Annotated in this window: 15 protein-coding genes; all 15 read left to right on the forward strand. The window is 41.9% G+C overall.

Annotation, left to right across the window (positions count from 1 at the left end):
- Window positions 1-3 precede the first annotated feature (3 nt).
- The 15 genes from comB to CO686_RS09425 all read left to right on the forward strand — a co-directional run bounded on the left by comB (window position 4) and on the right by CO686_RS09425 (window position 18,856).
- Window positions 4-1,353 carry a competence pheromone export protein ComB gene (comB, locus tag CO686_RS09355; RefSeq protein ID WP_096753745.1) on the forward strand — a complete coding sequence of 450 codons (1,350 nt, stop codon included), beginning with the start codon at window positions 4-6 and terminating at the stop codon, window positions 1,351-1,353.
- Between the two features lie 168 nt (window positions 1,354-1,521).
- Window positions 1,522-2,229 carry a phosphoribosylaminoimidazolesuccinocarboxamide synthase gene (gene purC / locus CO686_RS09360; RefSeq protein WP_007522563.1) on the forward strand — a complete coding sequence of 236 codons (708 nt, stop codon included), beginning with the start codon at window positions 1,522-1,524 and terminating at the stop codon, window positions 2,227-2,229.
- A 55-nt stretch (window positions 2,230-2,284) separates the two neighbouring features.
- Window positions 2,285-6,010 (forward strand): phosphoribosylformylglycinamidine synthase, encoded by a 3,726-nt coding sequence (locus CO686_RS09365; RefSeq protein WP_096753747.1) that lies wholly within the window; start codon window positions 2,285-2,287, stop codon window positions 6,008-6,010.
- Between the two features lie 12 nt (window positions 6,011-6,022).
- The gene (gene purF / locus CO686_RS09370) at window positions 6,023-7,465 is read left to right on the forward strand and encodes an amidophosphoribosyltransferase (RefSeq protein ID WP_065371469.1); all 1,443 of its coding nucleotides are present in this window, start codon (window positions 6,023-6,025) and stop codon (window positions 7,463-7,465) included.
- A 40-nt stretch (window positions 7,466-7,505) separates the two neighbouring features.
- Window positions 7,506-8,528, forward strand: a complete 1,023-nt coding sequence (gene purM, locus CO686_RS09375; protein WP_065371468.1) for a phosphoribosylformylglycinamidine cyclo-ligase — start codon at window positions 7,506-7,508, stop codon at window positions 8,526-8,528.
- A complete protein-coding gene (purN, locus tag CO686_RS09380; protein ID WP_065371467.1) occupies window positions 8,525-9,076 on the forward strand; it encodes a phosphoribosylglycinamide formyltransferase in 552 nt (183 codons plus the stop codon). Before purM ends, purN begins: the two co-directional genes overlap by 4 nt.
- A 44-nt stretch (window positions 9,077-9,120) precedes the next feature.
- The gene (locus tag CO686_RS09385; protein ID WP_065371466.1) at window positions 9,121-9,585 is read left to right on the forward strand and encodes a GNAT family N-acetyltransferase; all 465 of its coding nucleotides are present in this window, start codon (window positions 9,121-9,123) and stop codon (window positions 9,583-9,585) included.
- 1 nt (window position 9,586) lies between these two features.
- Window positions 9,587-11,134, forward strand: coding sequence for a bifunctional phosphoribosylaminoimidazolecarboxamide formyltransferase/IMP cyclohydrolase (purH, locus tag CO686_RS09390; RefSeq protein WP_065371465.1), 1,548 nt, complete (start codon window positions 9,587-9,589; stop codon window positions 11,132-11,134).
- A gap of 212 nt (window positions 11,135-11,346) precedes the next feature.
- Window positions 11,347-12,180, forward strand: coding sequence for a sce7726 family protein (locus tag CO686_RS09395; RefSeq protein ID WP_065371464.1), 834 nt, complete (start codon window positions 11,347-11,349; stop codon window positions 12,178-12,180).
- A gap of 12 nt (window positions 12,181-12,192) precedes the next feature.
- The gene (locus tag CO686_RS09400; RefSeq protein ID WP_065371463.1) at window positions 12,193-13,140 is read left to right on the forward strand and encodes a sce7725 family protein; all 948 of its coding nucleotides are present in this window, start codon (window positions 12,193-12,195) and stop codon (window positions 13,138-13,140) included.
- On the forward strand, window positions 13,137-14,225 hold the full coding sequence (locus CO686_RS09405; protein WP_065371462.1) for an RES family NAD+ phosphorylase: 1,089 nt from the start codon (window positions 13,137-13,139) through the stop codon (window positions 14,223-14,225). Before CO686_RS09400 ends, CO686_RS09405 begins: the two co-directional genes overlap by 4 nt.
- A 220-nt stretch (window positions 14,226-14,445) precedes the next feature.
- Window positions 14,446-15,711: a phosphoribosylamine--glycine ligase gene (purD, locus tag CO686_RS09410; protein WP_065371461.1), complete on the forward strand. Its 1,266-nt coding sequence runs from the start codon at window positions 14,446-14,448 to the stop codon at window positions 15,709-15,711.
- Window positions 15,712-15,902: 191 nt separating this feature from the next.
- A complete protein-coding gene (gene purE / locus CO686_RS09415; protein ID WP_000805610.1) occupies window positions 15,903-16,391 on the forward strand; it encodes a 5-(carboxyamino)imidazole ribonucleotide mutase in 489 nt (162 codons plus the stop codon).
- A complete protein-coding gene (gene purK / locus CO686_RS09420) occupies window positions 16,378-17,469 on the forward strand; it encodes a 5-(carboxyamino)imidazole ribonucleotide synthase (protein WP_065371460.1) in 1,092 nt (363 codons plus the stop codon). Before purE ends, purK begins: the two co-directional genes overlap by 14 nt.
- A 148-nt stretch (window positions 17,470-17,617) precedes the next feature.
- Window positions 17,618-18,856 carry an FRG domain-containing protein gene (locus tag CO686_RS09425; RefSeq protein ID WP_253665843.1) on the forward strand — a complete coding sequence of 413 codons (1,239 nt, stop codon included), beginning with the start codon at window positions 17,618-17,620 and terminating at the stop codon, window positions 18,854-18,856.
- Window positions 18,857-19,047: the final 191 nt, after the last annotated feature.

The raw sequence follows: 19,047 nt of genomic DNA on the forward strand, positions 1-19,047 counted from the left end.
AGGATGAAACCAGAATTTTTAGAAAGTGCGGAGTTTTATAATCGTCGTTACCATAATTTTTCCAGTCGGGTGATTTTACCTATGTCACTTCTGCTCGTATTTCTGTTAGGATTTGCAGTTTTTGCAGAGAAGGAGATGAGTTTGTCTACCAGAGCGACAGTCGAACCTAGTCGGATCATTGCCAACATCCAGTCGACTAGCAATCAACGCATTGTGGGCAACTATCTGGAAGAAAACAAGTTGGTTAAGCAAGGAGATCTGCTCGTTCAGTACCAGCAAGGGGCGGAGGCTGTCCAGGTTGAGGCATATGCCAGTCAATTGGAGATGTTAAAGGATCAAAAAAAGCAGTTGGGGTATTTGCAATCCAGTTTGAAAGAGGGGAGTGATCAATTTCCAGAGGCGGATAAGTTTGGTTATCAGGAGATGTTTCGAGACTATCTCAGCCAAGTTAGTAGTCTTAGGAGTAATGTTTCTCAGCAAAATGCCAGCATCTCCTCTCAAAATGCGGCAGCAAGTCAGAGCCAGGCCGAGATTGGCAATCTTATCAGTCAAACAGAGGATAAAATTCGAGACTATAAAACAGCAAAGTCAGCGATTGAAAAGGGAGATCAACTGGATAGTCAGAATCCAGCCTACTCTTTTTACCAGACCTATAAAAATCAAGGTGAAGAAGATCCGCAAGCTAAATCGCAAGTTATTGCGCAAGTGGATGCACAAATTGCCCAGCTAGAGTCTAGCCTAGCTACGTATCGTGTGCAATATGCAGGTTCTGGAGCTCAACAGGCCCACGCAACGGGACTGGATAGTCAACTGGAATCACTCAAGTCTCAGCACTTAGTTAAAGTCGGTCAGGAATTAACTCTTTTGGATCAGAAAATTTTAGAAGCAGAGTCGGGTAAGAAAGTCCAAGGAGGTCTCCTCGATAAGGGGAAGATTACAGCAAGTGAGGATGGGGTGCTTCACCTTAATCCTGAGACTAGCGATTCTACCATGGCCGCAGAAGGAACCCTGCTAGCCCAGCTCTACCCATCCTTGGAAAAAGAAGGAAAAACCAAACTCACAGCCTATCTCAGTTCAAAAGATGTTGCTAGAGTCAAGATTGGGGATTCTGTCCGTTATACTACGACTAATGATGCCAAGAATCAAATTTTCCTGGATTCCACGATTACAAGTATTGATGCGACAGCTACAAAAACTGAAAAAGGGAATTTCTTTAAAATTGAGGCGGAGACCCATCTGACTTCTGAGCAGGCTACAAAACTTCGCTATGGTTTAGAAGGTCGTCTACAGATGATTACAGGGAAGAAAAGCTATCTCCGTTATTTTTGGGATCAATTTTTGAATAAAGGGTAATATTCGTGTTTTTCAGAGGATAAATGATTTTTAAACTGTAAGAAGAGCTTATCTTGCAGTTTTTCTTTACGCTTGAAACAGGAAAATGTTATTTATTCGTAAAAACCTTGAATTTTCCATGCTTTTGTGGTAGAATGTGCTCAAGTAAAACGAAAGGCGAACTTTAAAATGTCAAAACAACTGATCTATTCGGGAAAAGCCAAGGATATCTATACAACTGAGGATGAAAATCTCATTATTTCAACTTACAAGGACCAGGCAACTGCCTTCAACGGTGTCAAGAAGGAGCAGATTGCGGGCAAGGGAGTCTTGAATAATCAGATTTCATCTTTTATTTTTGAGAAATTAAATGCGGCTGGTGTGGCGACTCACTTTGTGGAGAAAATTTCGGACACGGAACAACTCAATAAAAAGGTGGAGATTATTCCTTTGGAAGTTGTGCTCCGCAACTACACGGCTGGTTCCTTTTCAAAACGTTTTGGCGTAGAAGAAGGTATCGCATTTGAGACTCCAATTGTCGAATTTTACTATAAAAATGATGATTTGGATGATCCCTTTATCAATGATGAGCATGTGAAATTCCTAAAAATTGCGGATGACCAGCAGATTGCTTACTTGAAAGAAGAAACCCGTCGTATCAATGAGCTCTTGAAAGCTTGGTTTGCTGAGATTGGTCTTAAATTGATTGACTTTAAGCTAGAGTTCGGATTTGACAAAGATGGTAAGATTATCTTGGCAGACGAGTTTTCACCAGATAACTGCCGTTTGTGGGATGCAGATGGCAACCACATGGACAAGGATGTTTTTCGTCGGGGACTAGGTGAATTGACAGATGTTTACGAGATTGTCTGGGAAAAGTTGCAGGGTTTGAAATAACAACCTAGAAGTCGTTGGGAACATTGCAAGAGCTGAAATAAAGGAATAAGAATTGATGGATAAACGTATTTTTGTTGAAAAAAAGGCTGATTTTCAGGTTAAATCAGAGAGTTTGGTAAGGGAGCTCCAGCACAACTTGGGATTGTCAACTTTGAAAAGTATTCGCATTGTGCAGGTTTATGATGTCTTTGATTTGGCAGAGGACTTGTTTGCACCTGCGGAAAAACACATCTTCTCTGAGCAGGTGACGGATCATGTCTTGGATGAATCAGCTGTGCAAGCGGATCTTGCTAACTATGCTTTCTTTGCCATTGAAAGCTTGCCAGGACAGTTTGACCAGCGTGCAGCTTCGTCACAGGAAGCCTTGCTTTTGCTGGGGAGTTCGAGTGATGTGACAGTCAACACAGCCCAACTTTATCTGGTTAATAAAGATATTGATGCGACTGAGTTGGAAGCGGTCAAGAACTACCTGCTCAACCCAGTTGATTCTCGTTTCAAGGACATCACGACTGGGATTGCCAAGCAGGAATTTTCTGAGTCGGACAAGACCATTCCTAAATTGACTTTCTTTGAAAGCTATACGGCAGAAGACTTTGCTCGCTACAAGGCAGAGCAAGGGATGGCCATGGAAGTGGATGATCTGCTCTTTATCCAAGACTACTTCAAGTCAATCGGGCGCGTGCCGACGGAAACAGAGCTCAAGGTTTTGGACACTTACTGGTCTGACCACTGCCGTCATACGACTTTTGAGACCGAGTTGAAACAGATCGACTTTTCAGCTTCTAAATTTCAAAAACAATTGCAAGCGACTTATGACAAGTATATTGCCATGCGTGAGGAACTAGGTCGGTCTGAAAAGCCACAAACCTTGATGGATATGGCGACTATTTTTGGTCGTTATGAGCGTGCTAATGGTCGTTTGGACGATATGGAAGTGTCTGACGAAATCAATGCCTGTTCGGTTGAAATCAAAGTGGACGTTGATGGTGTCAAGGAACCTTGGCTCCTCATGTTCAAGAACGAAACCCACAATCACCCAACGGAAATTGAGCCATTTGGTGGGGCGGCTACTTGTATCGGTGGGGCTATTCGTGACCCATTGTCAGGGCGTTCATACGTTTACCAAGCTATGCGTATCTCAGGCGCTGGTGATATTACAGCTCCGATTTCGGAAACTCGCGCTGGGAAATTGCCACAACAAGTCATTTCGAAGACAGCGGCTCACGGTTATTCTTCATATGGTAACCAAATTGGTCTTGCAACGACTTACGTTCGTGAATATTTCCACCCAGGCTTTGTAGCTAAACGCATGGAACTTGGTGCCGTTGTTGGTGCTGCTCCTAAGGGCAATGTAGTCCGTGAAAAACCGGAAGCTGGTGACGTAATTATCTTGCTCGGTGGTAAGACTGGACGTGACGGTGTCGGTGGTGCGACAGGGTCTTCTAAGGTTCAAACAGTTGAGTCTGTGGAGACTGCTGGTGCTGAGGTTCAAAAAGGGAATGCCATCGAAGAGCGCAAGATTCAACGTCTTTTCCGTAATGGAGATGTCACTCGTCTCATCAAGAAATCCAATGACTTTGGAGCAGGTGGTGTCTGTGTGGCTATCGGTGAATTGGCAGATGGTCTTGAAATCGACCTCAACAAGGTTCCTCTTAAATACCAAGGCTTGAATGGTACAGAAATTGCCATCTCTGAATCACAAGAACGGATGGCAGTTGTGGTGCGTCCTGAAGACGTAGATGCCTTCGTTGCAGAATGTAATAAAGAAAATATTGACGCTGTTGTTGTGGCAACAGTGACTGAAAAACCAAATCTTGTCATGCATTGGAATGGTGAAACCATTGTTGACTTGGAACGTCGTTTCCTTGATACAAACGGTGTGCGCGTAGTCGTTGATGCCAAAGTAGTGGATAAGGACGTCGAACTTCCAGAAGAACGAACAACAAGCGTTGACACGCTTGAATCAGATACCTTTGCGGTTCTGTCTGATCTTAACCATGCGAGTCAAAAAGGCTTGCAAACCATCTTTGACTGTTCGGTCGGTCGTTCAACGGTCAATCACCCACTTGGTGGTCGCTACCAACTCACACCAACTGAGGCATCTGTGCAGAAATTGCCAGTTCAACACGGTGTAACTCACACTGCGTCAGTCATGGCTCAAGGATTCAATCCATATGTGGCAGAATGGTCTCCATACCACGGTGCTGCCTATGCAGTAATTGAAGCAACTGCTCGTTTGGTTGCCGCTGGTGCCAACTGGTCTAAGGCTCGCTTCTCTTACCAAGAGTACTTCGAGCGCATGGACAAGCAAGCAGAGCGTTTTGGTCAACCAGTAGCAGCTCTCCTAGGCTCTATCGAAGCACAAATCCAGCTTGGCTTGCCATCTATCGGTGGTAAGGACTCTATGTCTGGTACTTTTGAAGAATTGACTGTACCGCCAACCTTGGTTGCCTTTGGGGCGACGACGGCAGATAGCCGTAAGGTCCTCTCTCCTGAGTTCAAGACTGCTGGTGAAAACATCTACTACATCCCAGGTCAAGCTCTAGCACAAGAAATTGACTTTGATCTTATCAAGTCTAATTTTGCTCAATTTGAAGCTATCCAAGCTGGACACAAAGTAACATCTGCATCAGCTGTTAAATATGGCGGTGTCCTTGAAAGCTTGGTCCTTGCTACTTTTGGGAACCATATTGGTGCAGAGGTGACCTTGCCTGAATTTGAAAGTTCTTTGACAGCTCAATTAGGCGGATTTGTCTTCACATCTCCTGAAGAGATTACTGGAGTAGAGAAAATTGGACAAACAAAAGCAGACTTTACACTGATTGTCAACGGTGTGAAGCTAGATGGACAGAAACTTGACAGTGTTTTTCAAGGAAAACTAGAAGAAGTTTACCCTACTGAATTTGCCCAAGCTAAAGAACTGGAAGAAGTTCCAGCTGTCGCTTCTGACGCAGTCATCAAAGCCAAGGAAACCATTGAAAAACCTGTGGTTTACATCCCAGTCTTCCCAGGAACCAACTCAGAATATGATTCAGCAAAGGCCTTCGAAAAAGAAGGTGCAGAGGTCAACTTGGTGCCATTTGTGACCTTGAATGAAGAGACTATTGTCAAGTCGGTTGAAACCATGGTTGACAATATCGGCAAGGCAAACATTCTCTTCTTTGCAGGTGGATTCTCAGCTGCGGATGAGCCGGATGGATCAGCTAAGTTTATTGTCAATATCCTTCTTAATGAAAAAGTGCGTGCTGCGATTGATAGCTTTATCGCTCGTGGTGGCTTGATTATCGGTATCTGTAACGGATTCCAAGCTCTTGTCAAATCAGGTCTTCTTCCATACGGAAACTTTGAGGATGCTAACAGTACTAGTCCAACTCTCTTCTACAATGATGCTAACCAGCACGTGGCCAAGATGGTGGAAACTCGGATTGCCAATACCAACTCGCCATGGTTGGCTGGAGTACAAGTGGGCGATATCCATGCCATCCCAGTATCGCACGGTGAAGGGAAATTTGTCGTGACGGCTGAGGAATTTGCAGAGCTCCGTGACAATGGTCAAATCTTTAGCCAATACGTTGACTTTGACGGCAAACCAAGTATGGATTCTAAGTACAATCCGAATGGTTCGGTAAATGCCATCGAAGGAATTACCAGCAAGAATGGTCAAATCATTGGTAAGATGGGCCACTCAGAACGTTATGAAGACGGTCTCTTCCAAAACATCCCAGGAAATAAAGACCAGCACCTGTTCGCGTCGGCTGTGCGTTATTTCACAGGGAAATAAAAGGTATATAAAATGACATACGAAGTAAAATCTCTTAATGAAGAATGTGGTGTTTTCGGTATCTGGGGACATCCAGATGCTGCTAAATTGACCTATTTTGGTCTCCACAGTCTTCAGCACCGTGGTCAGGAGGGGGCAGGAATCCTCTCCAATGATCAGGGGCAATTGAAGCGCCATCGTGATATGGGGCTTTTATCAGAAGTGTTCAGAAATCCTGCTAATTTGGATAAATTGACAGGAACGAGCGCGATTGGGCATGTGCGTTATGCGACTGCTGGCGAAGCTTCTGTGGATAACATTCAGCCCTTCCTCTTCCGCTTTCATGATATGCAGTTTGGACTTGCTCATAACGGAAACTTGACCAATGCCGAATCGCTCAAGCAAGAATTGGAACAAAGAGGAGCTATTTTCAGTTCAACTTCGGACTCGGAAATCTTGGCTCACCTCATTCGTCGGAGTCACAATCCCAACTTGATGGGCAAAATCAAAGAGGCGCTTAGCCTTGTCAAAGGTGGATTTGCTTATATCCTGCTGTTTGAGGACAAGTTGATTGCTGCGCTTGATCCTAATGGTTTTCGTCCACTTTCTATTGGGAAAATGGCAAACGGAGCGGTGGTCGTTTCGTCAGAAACCTGTGCTTTTGAAGTCATTGGTGCCGAGTGGATTCGTGATGTGAAACCAGGGGAAATTGTGATTGTGGATGACAATGGGATTCAGTACGATAGCTATACGAATGATACCCAGTTGGCGATCTGCTCTATGGAGTATATCTACTTTGCCCGTCCTGACTCTAATATCCATGGTGTTAATGTCCATACAGCTCGCAAACGTATGGGGGCTCAATTAGCGCGTGAGTTCAAGCACGAAGCAGATATTGTGGTCGGTGTGCCAAATTCCTCACTCAGCGCAGCTATGGGATTTGCAGAAGAATCTGGTCTGCCAAATGAAATGGGACTGATCAAAAACCAATACACCCAACGTACCTTTATCCAACCGACTCAGGAATTGCGGGAGCAAGGGGTGCGGATGAAACTGTCTGCTGTTTCGGGCGTTGTCAAAGGCAAACGTGTGGTCATGATTGATGATTCCATTGTTCGCGGGACAACCTCCCGCCGTATCGTTCAGCTTTTGAAAGAAGCAGGTGCGTCTGAGGTTCATGTTGCTATTGGGAGCCCTGCGCTAGCTTATCCATGTTTCTATGGAATTGATATCCAGACGCGTCAGGAGTTGATTGCGGCCAATCATACAGTCGAAGAGACTCGCCAAATCATTGGTGCGGATAGCCTGACCTATCTTTCGATTGATGGCTTGATTGATTCGATTGGTATTGAAACAGATGCGCCGAATGGTGGTCTCTGTGTCGCTTACTTTGACGGCGACTACCCAACACCTCTCTACGACTATGAAGAAGACTATCGTAGAAGTTTGGAAGAAAAGACCAGTTTCTACAAATAGACGGATAAAGACTCTCCATTAAAGAAAAGGAATGAATAAAATGACGAATAAAAATGCTTATGCGCAGTCTGGTGTGGATGTTGAAGCGGGTTATGAAGTTGTTGAACGGATTAAAAAGCATGTGGCTCGTACGGAGCGTGCAGGTGTTATGGGAGCTCTTGGTGGTTTTGGTGGCATGTTTGACCTCTCAAAAACAGGTGTCAAAGAGCCCGTCTTGATTTCAGGGACTGACGGTGTCGGAACCAAGCTCATGCTGGCTATCAAGTACGACAAGCACGATACCATCGGGCAGGACTGTGTGGCTATGTGTGTCAATGATATCATCGCTGCAGGTGCGGAGCCTCTTTACTTCCTTGACTACGTCGCGACCGGCAAGAATGAACCAGCTAAACTAGAACAAGTCGTTGCTGGTGTGGCAGAAGGTTGTGTGCAGGCAGGCGCTGCTCTCATCGGTGGGGAAACGGCTGAAATGCCTGGTATGTATGGCGTAGATGATTACGATCTGGCTGGATTTGTGGTCGGCGTAGCTGAAAAATCTCAAATCATAGACGGTTCAAAAGTAGCTGAAGGTGATGTTCTTCTCGGACTTGCTTCAAGTGGGATTCACTCAAATGGTTACTCTCTGGTTCGCCGTGTTTTTGCCGACTACACGGGTGAGGAAGTCTTACCAGAATTGGAAGGCAAGAAACTCAAGGAAGTCCTTCTTGAGCCAACTCGTATCTATGTCAAGGATGTCTTGCCACTCATCAAGGAAGAGTTAGTCAACGGCATTGCCCACATCACAGGTGGCGGATTTATCGAGAATGTCCCTCGTATGTTTGCGGATGACCTGGCTGCTGAGATTGAGGAAAGCAAAGTTCCAGTCCTCCCGATTTTCAAAGCCCTTGAAAAATACGGTAAAATCAAGCATGAGGAAATGTTTGAAATCTTCAATATGGGTGTGGGACTCATGCTGGCAGTTAGCCCTGAAAATGTAGGTCGAGTCAAGGAATTGCTGGATGAACCAGTTTATGAAATTGGTCGCATCGTCAAGAAAGAAAACGAAAGTGTCATCATCAAATGAAAAAAATAGCGGTTTTTGCCTCTGGTAACGGCTCAAATTTTCAGGTGATTGCCGAAGAGTTTCCGGTGGAGTTTGTCTTTTCAGACCATCGTAACGCCTATGTGCTGGAACGTGCAGACAAGCTCGGCGTCCTGTCCTATGCTTTTGAACTCAAGGAGTTTGAGAACAAGGCGGACTACGAAGCAGCTCTTGTCGAACTCTTGGAAGAACATCGGATTGACTTGGTTTGTCTAGCAGGCTACATGAAAATCGTTGGGCCAACCTTACTTGGAGCCTATGAGGGGCGTATTATCAATATCCATCCAGCCTACCTGCCCGAATTTCCAGGAGCTCATGGAATTGAGGACGCTTGGAATGCTGGCGTAGACCTGTCTGGCGTGACCATTCACTGGGTGGACTCGGGTGTGGATACAGGCAAGGTCATCAAACAAGTACGCGTACCACGACTAGCTGATGATACCATGGATAGCTTTGAAGCTCGCATTCATGAGGCTGAGTACAAGTTGTATCCAGAGGTGTTGGATAACTTGGGAGTGGAGAGAAGGTAAGAGGTAAATCAAGTTTTGATTGCGCAATCTTGCTAGGAGAAAAAATGATTGAACTGAAATTGGTAGATGAGAGCAGTTTTCAGGCAGTGCTGGATTTGAAAATATCAGAAGCTGATGAACGAGCACGTTTCGTAGCTCCAAATGTGCGCTCTTTAGCTGATGCATGGCTCTACCGGAAAAACGAAGATGTGTTTCCGATGGCAATCTATTGGGATAAGCAAGTGGTTGGCTTTCTCCTGCTAGAAATAGACAAGGATGAAGCGGAATACTTTATCTGGCGGATAATGATTGGTCAGCAGTACCAAGGAAGAGGTTATGGTCGAAAAGCCTTGGAAGTTCTAATCAAAGGGGCTCAGATGGATAGAGCTTGCAGTCATATTGCCGCAGATTATGTGGTTGGAAATGAAAAAATGAAGCACCTGTTGACTAGTCTGGGTTTTCAGGAAACGGAATTTATAGAAGAAAATAACGAAGTCGCTATGCGCTTGGATCTAAAGAAAGAGGAATAGAATGACGAAAAAGGCCTTAATCAGCGTCTCAGACAAAGCGGGCATTGTTGAATTTGCCCAAGAACTTAAAAAACTCGGTTGGGAGATTATCTCGACAGGTGGGACAAAGGTTACCCTTGATAATGCTGGGGTGGAGACCATTGCAATTGATGATGTGACGGGCTTCCCAGAAATGATGGACGGTCGTGTCAAGACTCTCCACCCAAATATCCACGGAGGGCTTCTTGCTCGTCGTGACTTGGATAGCCACTTGGAAGCGGCTAAGGACAATAAGATTGAGCTCATCGATCTTGTAGTTGTCAATCTTTATCCTTTCAAGGAAACGATTCTCAAACCAGATGTGACGTACGCTGATGCGGTTGAAAACATCGATATCGGTGGGCCATCCATGCTTCGTTCAGCGGCTAAAAACCACGCTAGCGTGACAGTTGTGGTAGACCCTGCTGACTATGCTGTGGTTTTGGACGAGTTGTCAGCCAATGGTGAAACGACTTACGAAACTCGCCAACGTTTGGCAGCCAAGGTTTTCCGTCACACAGCAGCTTATGATGCTTTGATTGCAGAGTATTTCACAGCTCAAGTGGGCGAAAGTAAACCTGAAAAACTCACTTTGACCTATGACCTCAAGCAAGCCATGCGCTATGGGGAAAATCCTCAACAGGATGCGGACTTCTATCAAAAAGCTTTGCCGACAGATTACTCCATTGCTTCAGCCAAACAGCTTAACGGTAAGGAATTGTCCTTCAACAATATCCGTGACGCGGATGCTGCCATTCGTATTATCCGTGACTTCAAAGACCGTCCAACCGTTGTGGCTCTCAAACACATGAACCCGTGCGGTATCGGTCAGGCAGATGACATCGAAACTGCTTGGGATTATGCTTATGAGTCTGATCCAGTGTCTATCTTCGGTGGGATTGTCGTTCTCAACCGTGAGGTGGATGCTGCGACAGCTGAGAAGATGCACGGCGTTTTCCTCGAGATCATCATCGCACCAAGCTATACGGATGAGGCGCTAGCTATTTTGACTAATAAAAAGAAAAACTTGCGTATCCTTGCTTTGCCATTTGATGCCCAAGACGCTAGCGAAGTGGAAGCAGAATATACTGGTGTTGTCGGTGGACTTCTCGTGCAAAACCAAGACGTGATCAAGGAAAGTCCGGCTGACTGGCAAGTTGTGACCAAGCGCCAACCAACTGAGACAGAAGCAACTGCCCTTGAGTTCGCTTGGAAGGCTATCAAGTACGTCAAATCAAACGGAATCATCATAACCAACGACCATATGACACTTGGTGTTGGCCCTGGTCAAACCAACCGTGTGGCCTCTGTTCGTATTGCCATCGACCAAGCCAAGGATCGTCTGGACGGTGCTGTTCTTGCTTCAGATGCCTTCTTCCCATTTGCGGATAACGTGGAAGAAATCGCCAAAGCAGGTATCAAGGCTATCATCCAGCCAGGTGGATCGGTCCGTGACCAAGAGTCCATCGAAGCGGCTGATAAATACGGCTTGACTATGGTCTTTACAGGCGTGAGACATTTTAGACATTAAGAAAATAAAAGGGAAGAAAACAGTTTCTTTCCTTTTTTGAAATTAAGTAATAGATTAATAAAAAATTATGAGAAACGAAACTTGTTGATAAGTTAGAAAAACATCATAATTTTAGAATAAAGGTGATAAATAAAGTTATGAGAAATCGTGTTAGAAGTAGATTTTTTTGATATAATGAATGTTAGAAGGGCGAAATTAAGGAGGGGATTAATTTGGAAATTAAAAAAAATTATTTAGTAAATAGATTTTTTTCCAGAAATACTATAAAAAACCTCGTACAAAATAAAAAAGATCCAATTTTTGAGTGTGTATCGCAACATCATAAATTAGGAAATAATTTGTCTATAATTCAAAATACTTATATGAAACTCTCTCAATCGTATAGAAATGAATATTTTTATAAAAATACGTTGTTAAATAAATTATTATTAGGGGTACATAGTATAAATACTACTACTGCTTTGACTGAAATACCTGTTGGAAATGCAAAACCAGATTTTATTTTAATAAATGGAAAAGCTGTGGTATATGAAATCAAAACTGAATTTGATAATTTTGACAGGTTAGAAAATCAAATCACAGAATACTATAGAGCATTTAATCATGTTGCAATTGTTACTCATGAAAAAAATGTAAATTTAGCTTTGGAGAAAATTAAGTTGTTAAAAAAACCTGTAGGTCTTTATGTGCTCCAAAGAAACAGCAAAATTAAAACAATAATTAAACCAGAGAAGTACAATACTGATTTAGATAGGGAAATAATTTTTAAAATACTTCGTAAGGGGGAATATGAAAACATTATTGAGAAACATTTTAATTCGTTACCAGATGTGTCTCAATTTGAGTATTATGACGTTTGTAAATTATTAACCAAAAAGATTCCATTGGAACAGTTTTATTCGGATTTTCTTTTGGAATTGAAGAAGAGGAATTCAATAGATAAAGATTTATTTGCAGATGTTCCTTATGAGCTTAAATTTTTGGTGTATTTCATGAATTTTAAACCTAAGGATTTTAAGGCATTAAAGCAGTTTTTAAATGAATAAAGGAGTATTTATATGTATTTTCCGTATTTGAGAGGAAGACAGTATGAGTTGATTGCTCTTAGAGAATTGTTAGAAAATAATAAATTAGGAAGCGCTGTAATTCCAATTATTGAACCGGTAAGATTATCTCCTACACTGGTAAGTACTTTGGAGGGTTTTAAAGATAAGAGGCAGAAATGTTCTATTGTAATGAATCCAGGTGTAGGATCTTTTTTGGAGGAATATAGCGATTTTTCTAAAAGTAATCTTGCTACTCGATTGGATAGTTTGATTGATGAAAGTGAGAATTTTTATTATGTTTCGTTGATGAGTAAGGATTATAGTTTAGAAGAAAATTTTAAGTCTATTGCAGATATTGGCAAACAAATAACAGTATGTAAGAAGCCCGATGATTTACAAGGATATAATAAAAATTATAGGGAACAAGAGACGGCGTATAATTTTATTTCAGAAATAGGAAGACTAAAAAGAGAAGTTCAGGGAAATAAAGTCAAGATTAGTGACAATTTTGTTAAATTAGCAAGAAATACAGATTATTCATACAAAGATGATGAATTCTTCTCAGATGATCATAAATATTTTATAGAAGATGAATATAAGGGATTTTCTGACTATTCCATTGTAGGAGAGGAGTATAGTGAATCAGGTTTTGCTCCTTATGCTGTTGCTATCCACATCGTTTATTTTGATTCTGATGAAAATCTAAGAATTCACCATTTTGTATCAGAAACAAACCAAGATCCAACAAACCCAGCTGGTAAGTTTAAGGAAGCACTTGAAAAATTAATTACATTTGTCAACGAGGGCCTAGTGGAAAGAACACTGGCGATAAATGAATTTGAAAAATTGTATAAAACGGGTTCTTATCCAGGACTTGGCACAGTAAAGAAATTGTCCATTATGCATCATATTGAATTAGTTAGTAAGTATCTTGACCGAATCAGTGGAGACAGTGAATGAAAATTTGTAAAGATTGTTTTGCAGATGAGATTCTAAAAAACGAAGTTAATATAGCTGAAAGGCAAGCTAGCTGTGACATTTGTTCAAATAATAATATTTGTGTTTATGATACACAGTGTGACGACTATTTAATTCCATTTTTGAGCTCTCTCGTTTCTATTTTTTCTCCAGTAGATAAAATAGAAAATTTCCCAGTTGGGCAAGAAACGCTTCTAAAAACAGAAATAGCTACAAATTGGAATATATTTACTACTAAAGAGGAGTTCAAGATTCACCAAATGCTTTCTGAGATTTGTAAAAATCTATTCGAAGAAAGTCCTGAATTGTTAACGCACCCTGTTGGAGTAAAGCAGATGTATGACTCAATTTATTTAAAAGATCATTCATTGTTCAGTAAGAGTTGGGAAGATTTTGTTGACGACATTAAATATAACAATCGTTTTCATTCAAATCAAATTAATAAATGCATTCTAAGAAAGTATTGTGAAGCTATTCAAAAGACTTATTCAGAAGGAGAACAGTTCTATAGGTGCAGGATTTCAAAAGACGGGAAACCATTTGAATCAGAAGAGATAGGGGCACCTCCTAAAGGTAAATCAGCCGATGGAAGAGCTAATCCAAAAGGAGTTGTAATGCTTTATTTAGGTGATTCAGAGACGACAACAATACATGAAACAAGAACAGGTTTATATGATCATGTATGTATTGGCACTTTTAAATTGAAGTCTGCAATAACAGTCATTGATTTTAAAAAAATAATTGAAATTAGCCCTTTTCAAGATGGTATTATTGATGATCTTGCTGAATTAGCGATTAATAAAAAAAATCTAAAAAAGATTGATTCTGAGATGGGGCGAGTAATGAGAAATTCTGATGATATTCTAGATTATATCCCTACTCAATATATAGCTGATTTTGTGAAATCTCTAACCAAACCAATTTCTGGAGAATTAATTTATCAAGGAATTGAATTCCGCAGCGTTATGAATCCCGAAGGATTCAATTTGGCTATATTTACGCCGGATTGTTTTGAGGTAACCGATATAAGGATGAAACGAATAAATCATATTTCTTATAGCTGGTAAGCTTAATACCTAATGAAGCTTTTCTACATACTTTTAGAGATATTCCGCACTCAATACCGCCTTGTTTTATAATGAGGCGGTATTGAATGTTTAAAGGCTAAAAATGAAATCGGTTCAGTAAGTTTACTTGATGTTGTATTTTTTACTCGCAAATATAATTAGATTAAAACGAACGTTTATGGTATAATATTAGTAAATAATTCGCAAAAGAGGTTGAAAGATGAAGCTGTTAATTGTCGGATCGGGTGGTCGTGAACATGCGATTGCTAAGAAGTTGATTGAGTCAAAAGACGTTGAAAATGTTTTTGTAGCTCCTGGGAATGACGGGATGACTCTGGATGGTCTGGAATTAGTGGATATCTCTATTTCCGAACATTCTAAATTGATTGAGTTTGCAAAGGCCAACGATATTGCTTGGACCTTCATCGGTCCAGATGATGCCCTTGCGGCTGGGATTGTGGATGATTTCAATGCAGCTGGTCTCAAGGCTTTTGGTCCGACTAGGGCTGCAGCGGAGCTGGAGTGGTCTAAGGATTTTGCAAAGGAAATCATGGTCAAATACGACGTTCCGACAGCAGCCTATGGCACATTTTCAGATTTCGAGGAAGCTAAGGCTTATATCGAGGAGAAAGGCGCTCCTATCGTCGTCAAGGCAGACGGCTTGGCTCTTGGGAAAGGTGTCGTCGTTGCGGAGACAGTTGAGCAAGCAGTCGAAGCCGCTCACGAGATGCTTTTGGACAATAAATTCGGTGATTCAGGTGCGCGTGTGGTCATCGAGGAATTCCTTGATGGGGAAGAGTTTTCTCTTTTTGCCTTTGTCAATGGGGACAAGTTCTACATCATGCCGACGGCTCAGGACCATAAACGTGCCTATGACGGCGACAAGGGCCCTAACACGGGCGGTATGGGAGCTTATGCGCCAGTTCCACACTTGCCAGAGAGTGTAGTTGATACAGCTGTGGAGACCATTGTCAAGCCAGTCCTTGAAGGAATGATCAAAGAAGGTCGCCCGTATCTTGGTGTCCTTTACGCAGGGCTTATCTTGACAGCAGATGGACCTAAGGTTATCGAGTTTAACGCTCGTTTCGGAGATCCAGAAACACAAATTATCTTGCCTCGTCTGACCTCCGATTTTGCACAAAATATCACGGATATCCTCGATAGCAAGGAGCCAAACATCACTTGGACGGATAAGGGTGTGACTCTGGGTGTGGTTGTCGCGTCAAACGGCTACCCGCTAGATTATGAAAAAGGTGTTGAATTGCCAGCAAAAACCGAGGGCGACATCATCACTTACTATGCCGGTGCCAAATTCGCGGAAAATAGTAGAGCACTGCTATCAAACGGTGGACGTGTTTATATGCTAGTCACCACAGCAGACACCGTCAAAGAAGCCCAAGAAACCATCTACAAGGAACTTGACAAACAAAATACAGAAGGCCTCTTTTACCGAACAGATATCGGAAGCAAGGCCATAAAAGATTAACAGCTACTAAATTTTTCATGGCGAGCGAAAGCGAGCCACTATAGGATAATCGTCGCAGTAGTGGAACTCCTAGTAGCAAAGCTACTAGGAGCGGAAAACTGGAGACTCAGGCTCCAGTTTTAGTAATGGAACGCCATAGGCGGTCGCTTACGTCCGCACTACATTAGACGATTATTAAAAAAGGAGAAGAAATGAAACCAGTAATTTCCATTATTATGGGCTCAAAATCCGACTGGGCAACTATGCAAAAAACAGCAGAAGTTCTAGACCGCTTCGGTGTAGTCTACGAAAAGAAGGTTGTCTCTGCCCACCGTACGCCAGACCTCATGTTCAGACATGCGGAGGAGGCTCGTAGTCGCGGTATCAAGGTCATTATCGCAGGCGCTGGTGGCGCAGCCCATTTGCCAGGAATGGTAGCTGCCAAAACAACCCTTCCAGTCATTGGGGTGCCAGTCAAATCACGTGCTCTTAGTGGCGTGGACTCGCTCTACTCTATCGTCCAGATGCCGGGCGGTGTGCCTGTTGCGACAATGGCTATCGGTGAAGCAGGTGCGACTAACGCTGCCCTCTTTGCCCTCCGTCTCCTGTCAGTAGAGGACCAGGCTATTGCGACAGCATTGGCAGATTTCGCAGAAGAGCAAGGAAAAATCGCAGAGGAGTCTACAAATGAGCTCATCTAAAACAATCGGAATTATCGGTGGCGGTCAGCTGGGGCAGATGATGGCCATTTCTGCTATCTACATGGGGCACAAGGTCATCGCGCTGGATCCTGCGGAGGATTGTCCTGCCTCTCGTGTAGCGGAAATCATCGTGGCGCCTTATAACGATGTGGCTGCCCTCCATCAGTTGGCTGAGCGTTGCGATGTCCTCACTTATGAGTTTGAAAATGTAGACGCTGACGGTTTGGACGCTGTTATCAAAGACGGTCAGCTTCCACAAGGTACAGACCTCCTTCGCATTTCACAAAACCGTATCTTTGAAAAGGACTTCCTCTCAAACAAGGCACAAGTGACTGTGGCACCTTACAAGGTTGTGACTTCAAGTCAAGATTTGGCAGATATTGATCCTTCCAAAAACTATGTCCTCAAGACTGCGACTGGTGGCTACGATGGCCATGGACAAAAGGTCATTCGCTCAGAAGCAGATTTGGAAGAAGCCCGTGCACTAGCCGACTCAGCAGACTGTGTCTTGGAAGAATTCGTCAACTTTGACCTTGAAATTTCTGTCATCGTGTCAGGCAATGGCAAGGATGTGACAGTCTTCCCTGTTCAGGAAAATATCCATCGCAATAACATCCTTTCAAAAACTATTGTGCCAGCCCGCATTTCAGAAAGTCTAGCTGAAAAGGCCAAGTCAATGGCAGTGCGAATCGCAGAACAGCTTAACTTGTCTGGAACTCTCTGCGTGGAGATGTTTGCGACTGCTGATGACATCATTGTTAATGAAATCGCCCCACGTCCACACAACTCAGGGCACTACTCGATTGAAGCCTGTGACTTCTCCCAGTTTGACACCCATATCTTGGGTGTTCTCGGAGCACCATTGCCAGCTATCAAACTACATGCCTCAGCTGTTATGCTCAACGTTCTCGGCCAACACGTCGAGGCCGCTGAAAAGTATGTCACAGAAAATCCAAGCGCCCACCTCCACATGTATGGTAAAATAGAAGCGAAGCACAACCGCAAAATGGGACATGTGACTTTGTTTAGTGATGCGCCGGATAGTGTGGATGAGTTTGGGAAAGGAATTGATTGGTAGGGTATTGTTATATGGGAAATAGAGAATATGTAATTATTGAATCAGTTTCAGATTTTATTAATTATATCTTTAATGAAATGCAAGTTGAAGATAAAAAAAGATATATTTTAGGGGAGAACAAAGGGAATACGAGAAAACGATTCCTGGCTTGTACCGAAATGGGAATGAAAATCTTATTTTTGAAGGATCAAAAGGGTATTATCGGCAACTCCTAAATGAATTAGGTTATTCTTCTTCCCTCGACAATAATACATTGTTTAATTTTATAGCAGAAATTCAACATTATGGAGCAGTAACGAGAAATATTGATATATCTTCAAATCCCTTAGTTTCTTTGTTTTTTGCATGTGAAGATGCTGAAAAAGATATTAAGGATGACGGTGTTATTCATGTTTACGTAAGTGAATTAAATAAAGAAAAATATAGTACAGGACATACTGTTTCAGTAAAAACAGCTTTAAACTTTGTTGATCAGGAGAAAATAAATCAGTTCCTCTATTTAATGGATTATTTACATAAAAATATAGGCGAAAAAGGTGATCAAAGAAATGTTCTTAGTAAAACTTTAACGGTAGATGGTATAATTCAAGAATTAAAGAAATCTTTTGAAGTACTTTCTCCAAATATAGATAATTTTCCTGAAAAAATGGCAAATATAAATCAATTTGGTAATGAAGAACTTGAGATGGAACATCGTGCGAAATCAGGAACTGTTTTTTGTATAAATCGCAGAATAAAAGGTGAGTTTGTTGACAATAATGGCTCACCTAGAAAACAGGAAGATATACTAAAAACAGCAAGAGACAAATTTGGCGAATTAACTTTAGAAAAAGCATTAGAGTGTGAAGTTAAAGAAGAGATTTCTCAATTTTTAATCAACTGGAGGTATGGAGATACTCACTACGCAGAAAATATATTAGGCAATTTACCGGGTGAGTTTGATATGAGATATTACCAAGATTATCTAATGAGTGAAATTAAGAAATTTTTGGAAGATTTTGTAGAAATACTAAATCAAGCGGCTATGACGAGAGAACGTCTCTGTTATCCCAATGCAATTTACTTGGATATTATAAATTGTCAAATAGTAAGATCTCCAAAAGCACAACAACGTATCATTAACCAGAATGGTCTCTTTATTCTCCCGGCATTATTCAATACAACAGACAAAAAAATAGAAGAAGTACAGTTAAAGATTGATAACGCAATCAAAGAATATCAACTAAAAGCTAATTCTGGAGGTCTTTTAACATTTAGAATTCCAAAAGAAAAGAAAAAATCGATTCTGAATGAGTTGAGAATGCTTGGAATAACTGATGGTTTTATTTATCCTGATGTGGAACATCAATCAAAAGCAATATTAAGACAATTACGTATAGGAGAGTAATCAGAAATTCATAAACATGATATGATATTTTGGTTTTTCTTGCAGTATTCTAATATACATTATTGTTACAGATCTTTTTCTCGAAAAAATTATTTTAAAAACAGAAAGGAACAAGGGCTCCGTATCCTCTATACTGAATACGGGCTACGGACTTCCTAATTGTAAACATAGAAAGGAAAGGGACATCTAGT

It is taken from the genome of Streptococcus oralis, from assembly GCF_002386345.1.
Lineage (GTDB): Bacteria > Bacillota > Bacilli > Lactobacillales > Streptococcaceae > Streptococcus > Streptococcus oralis_S.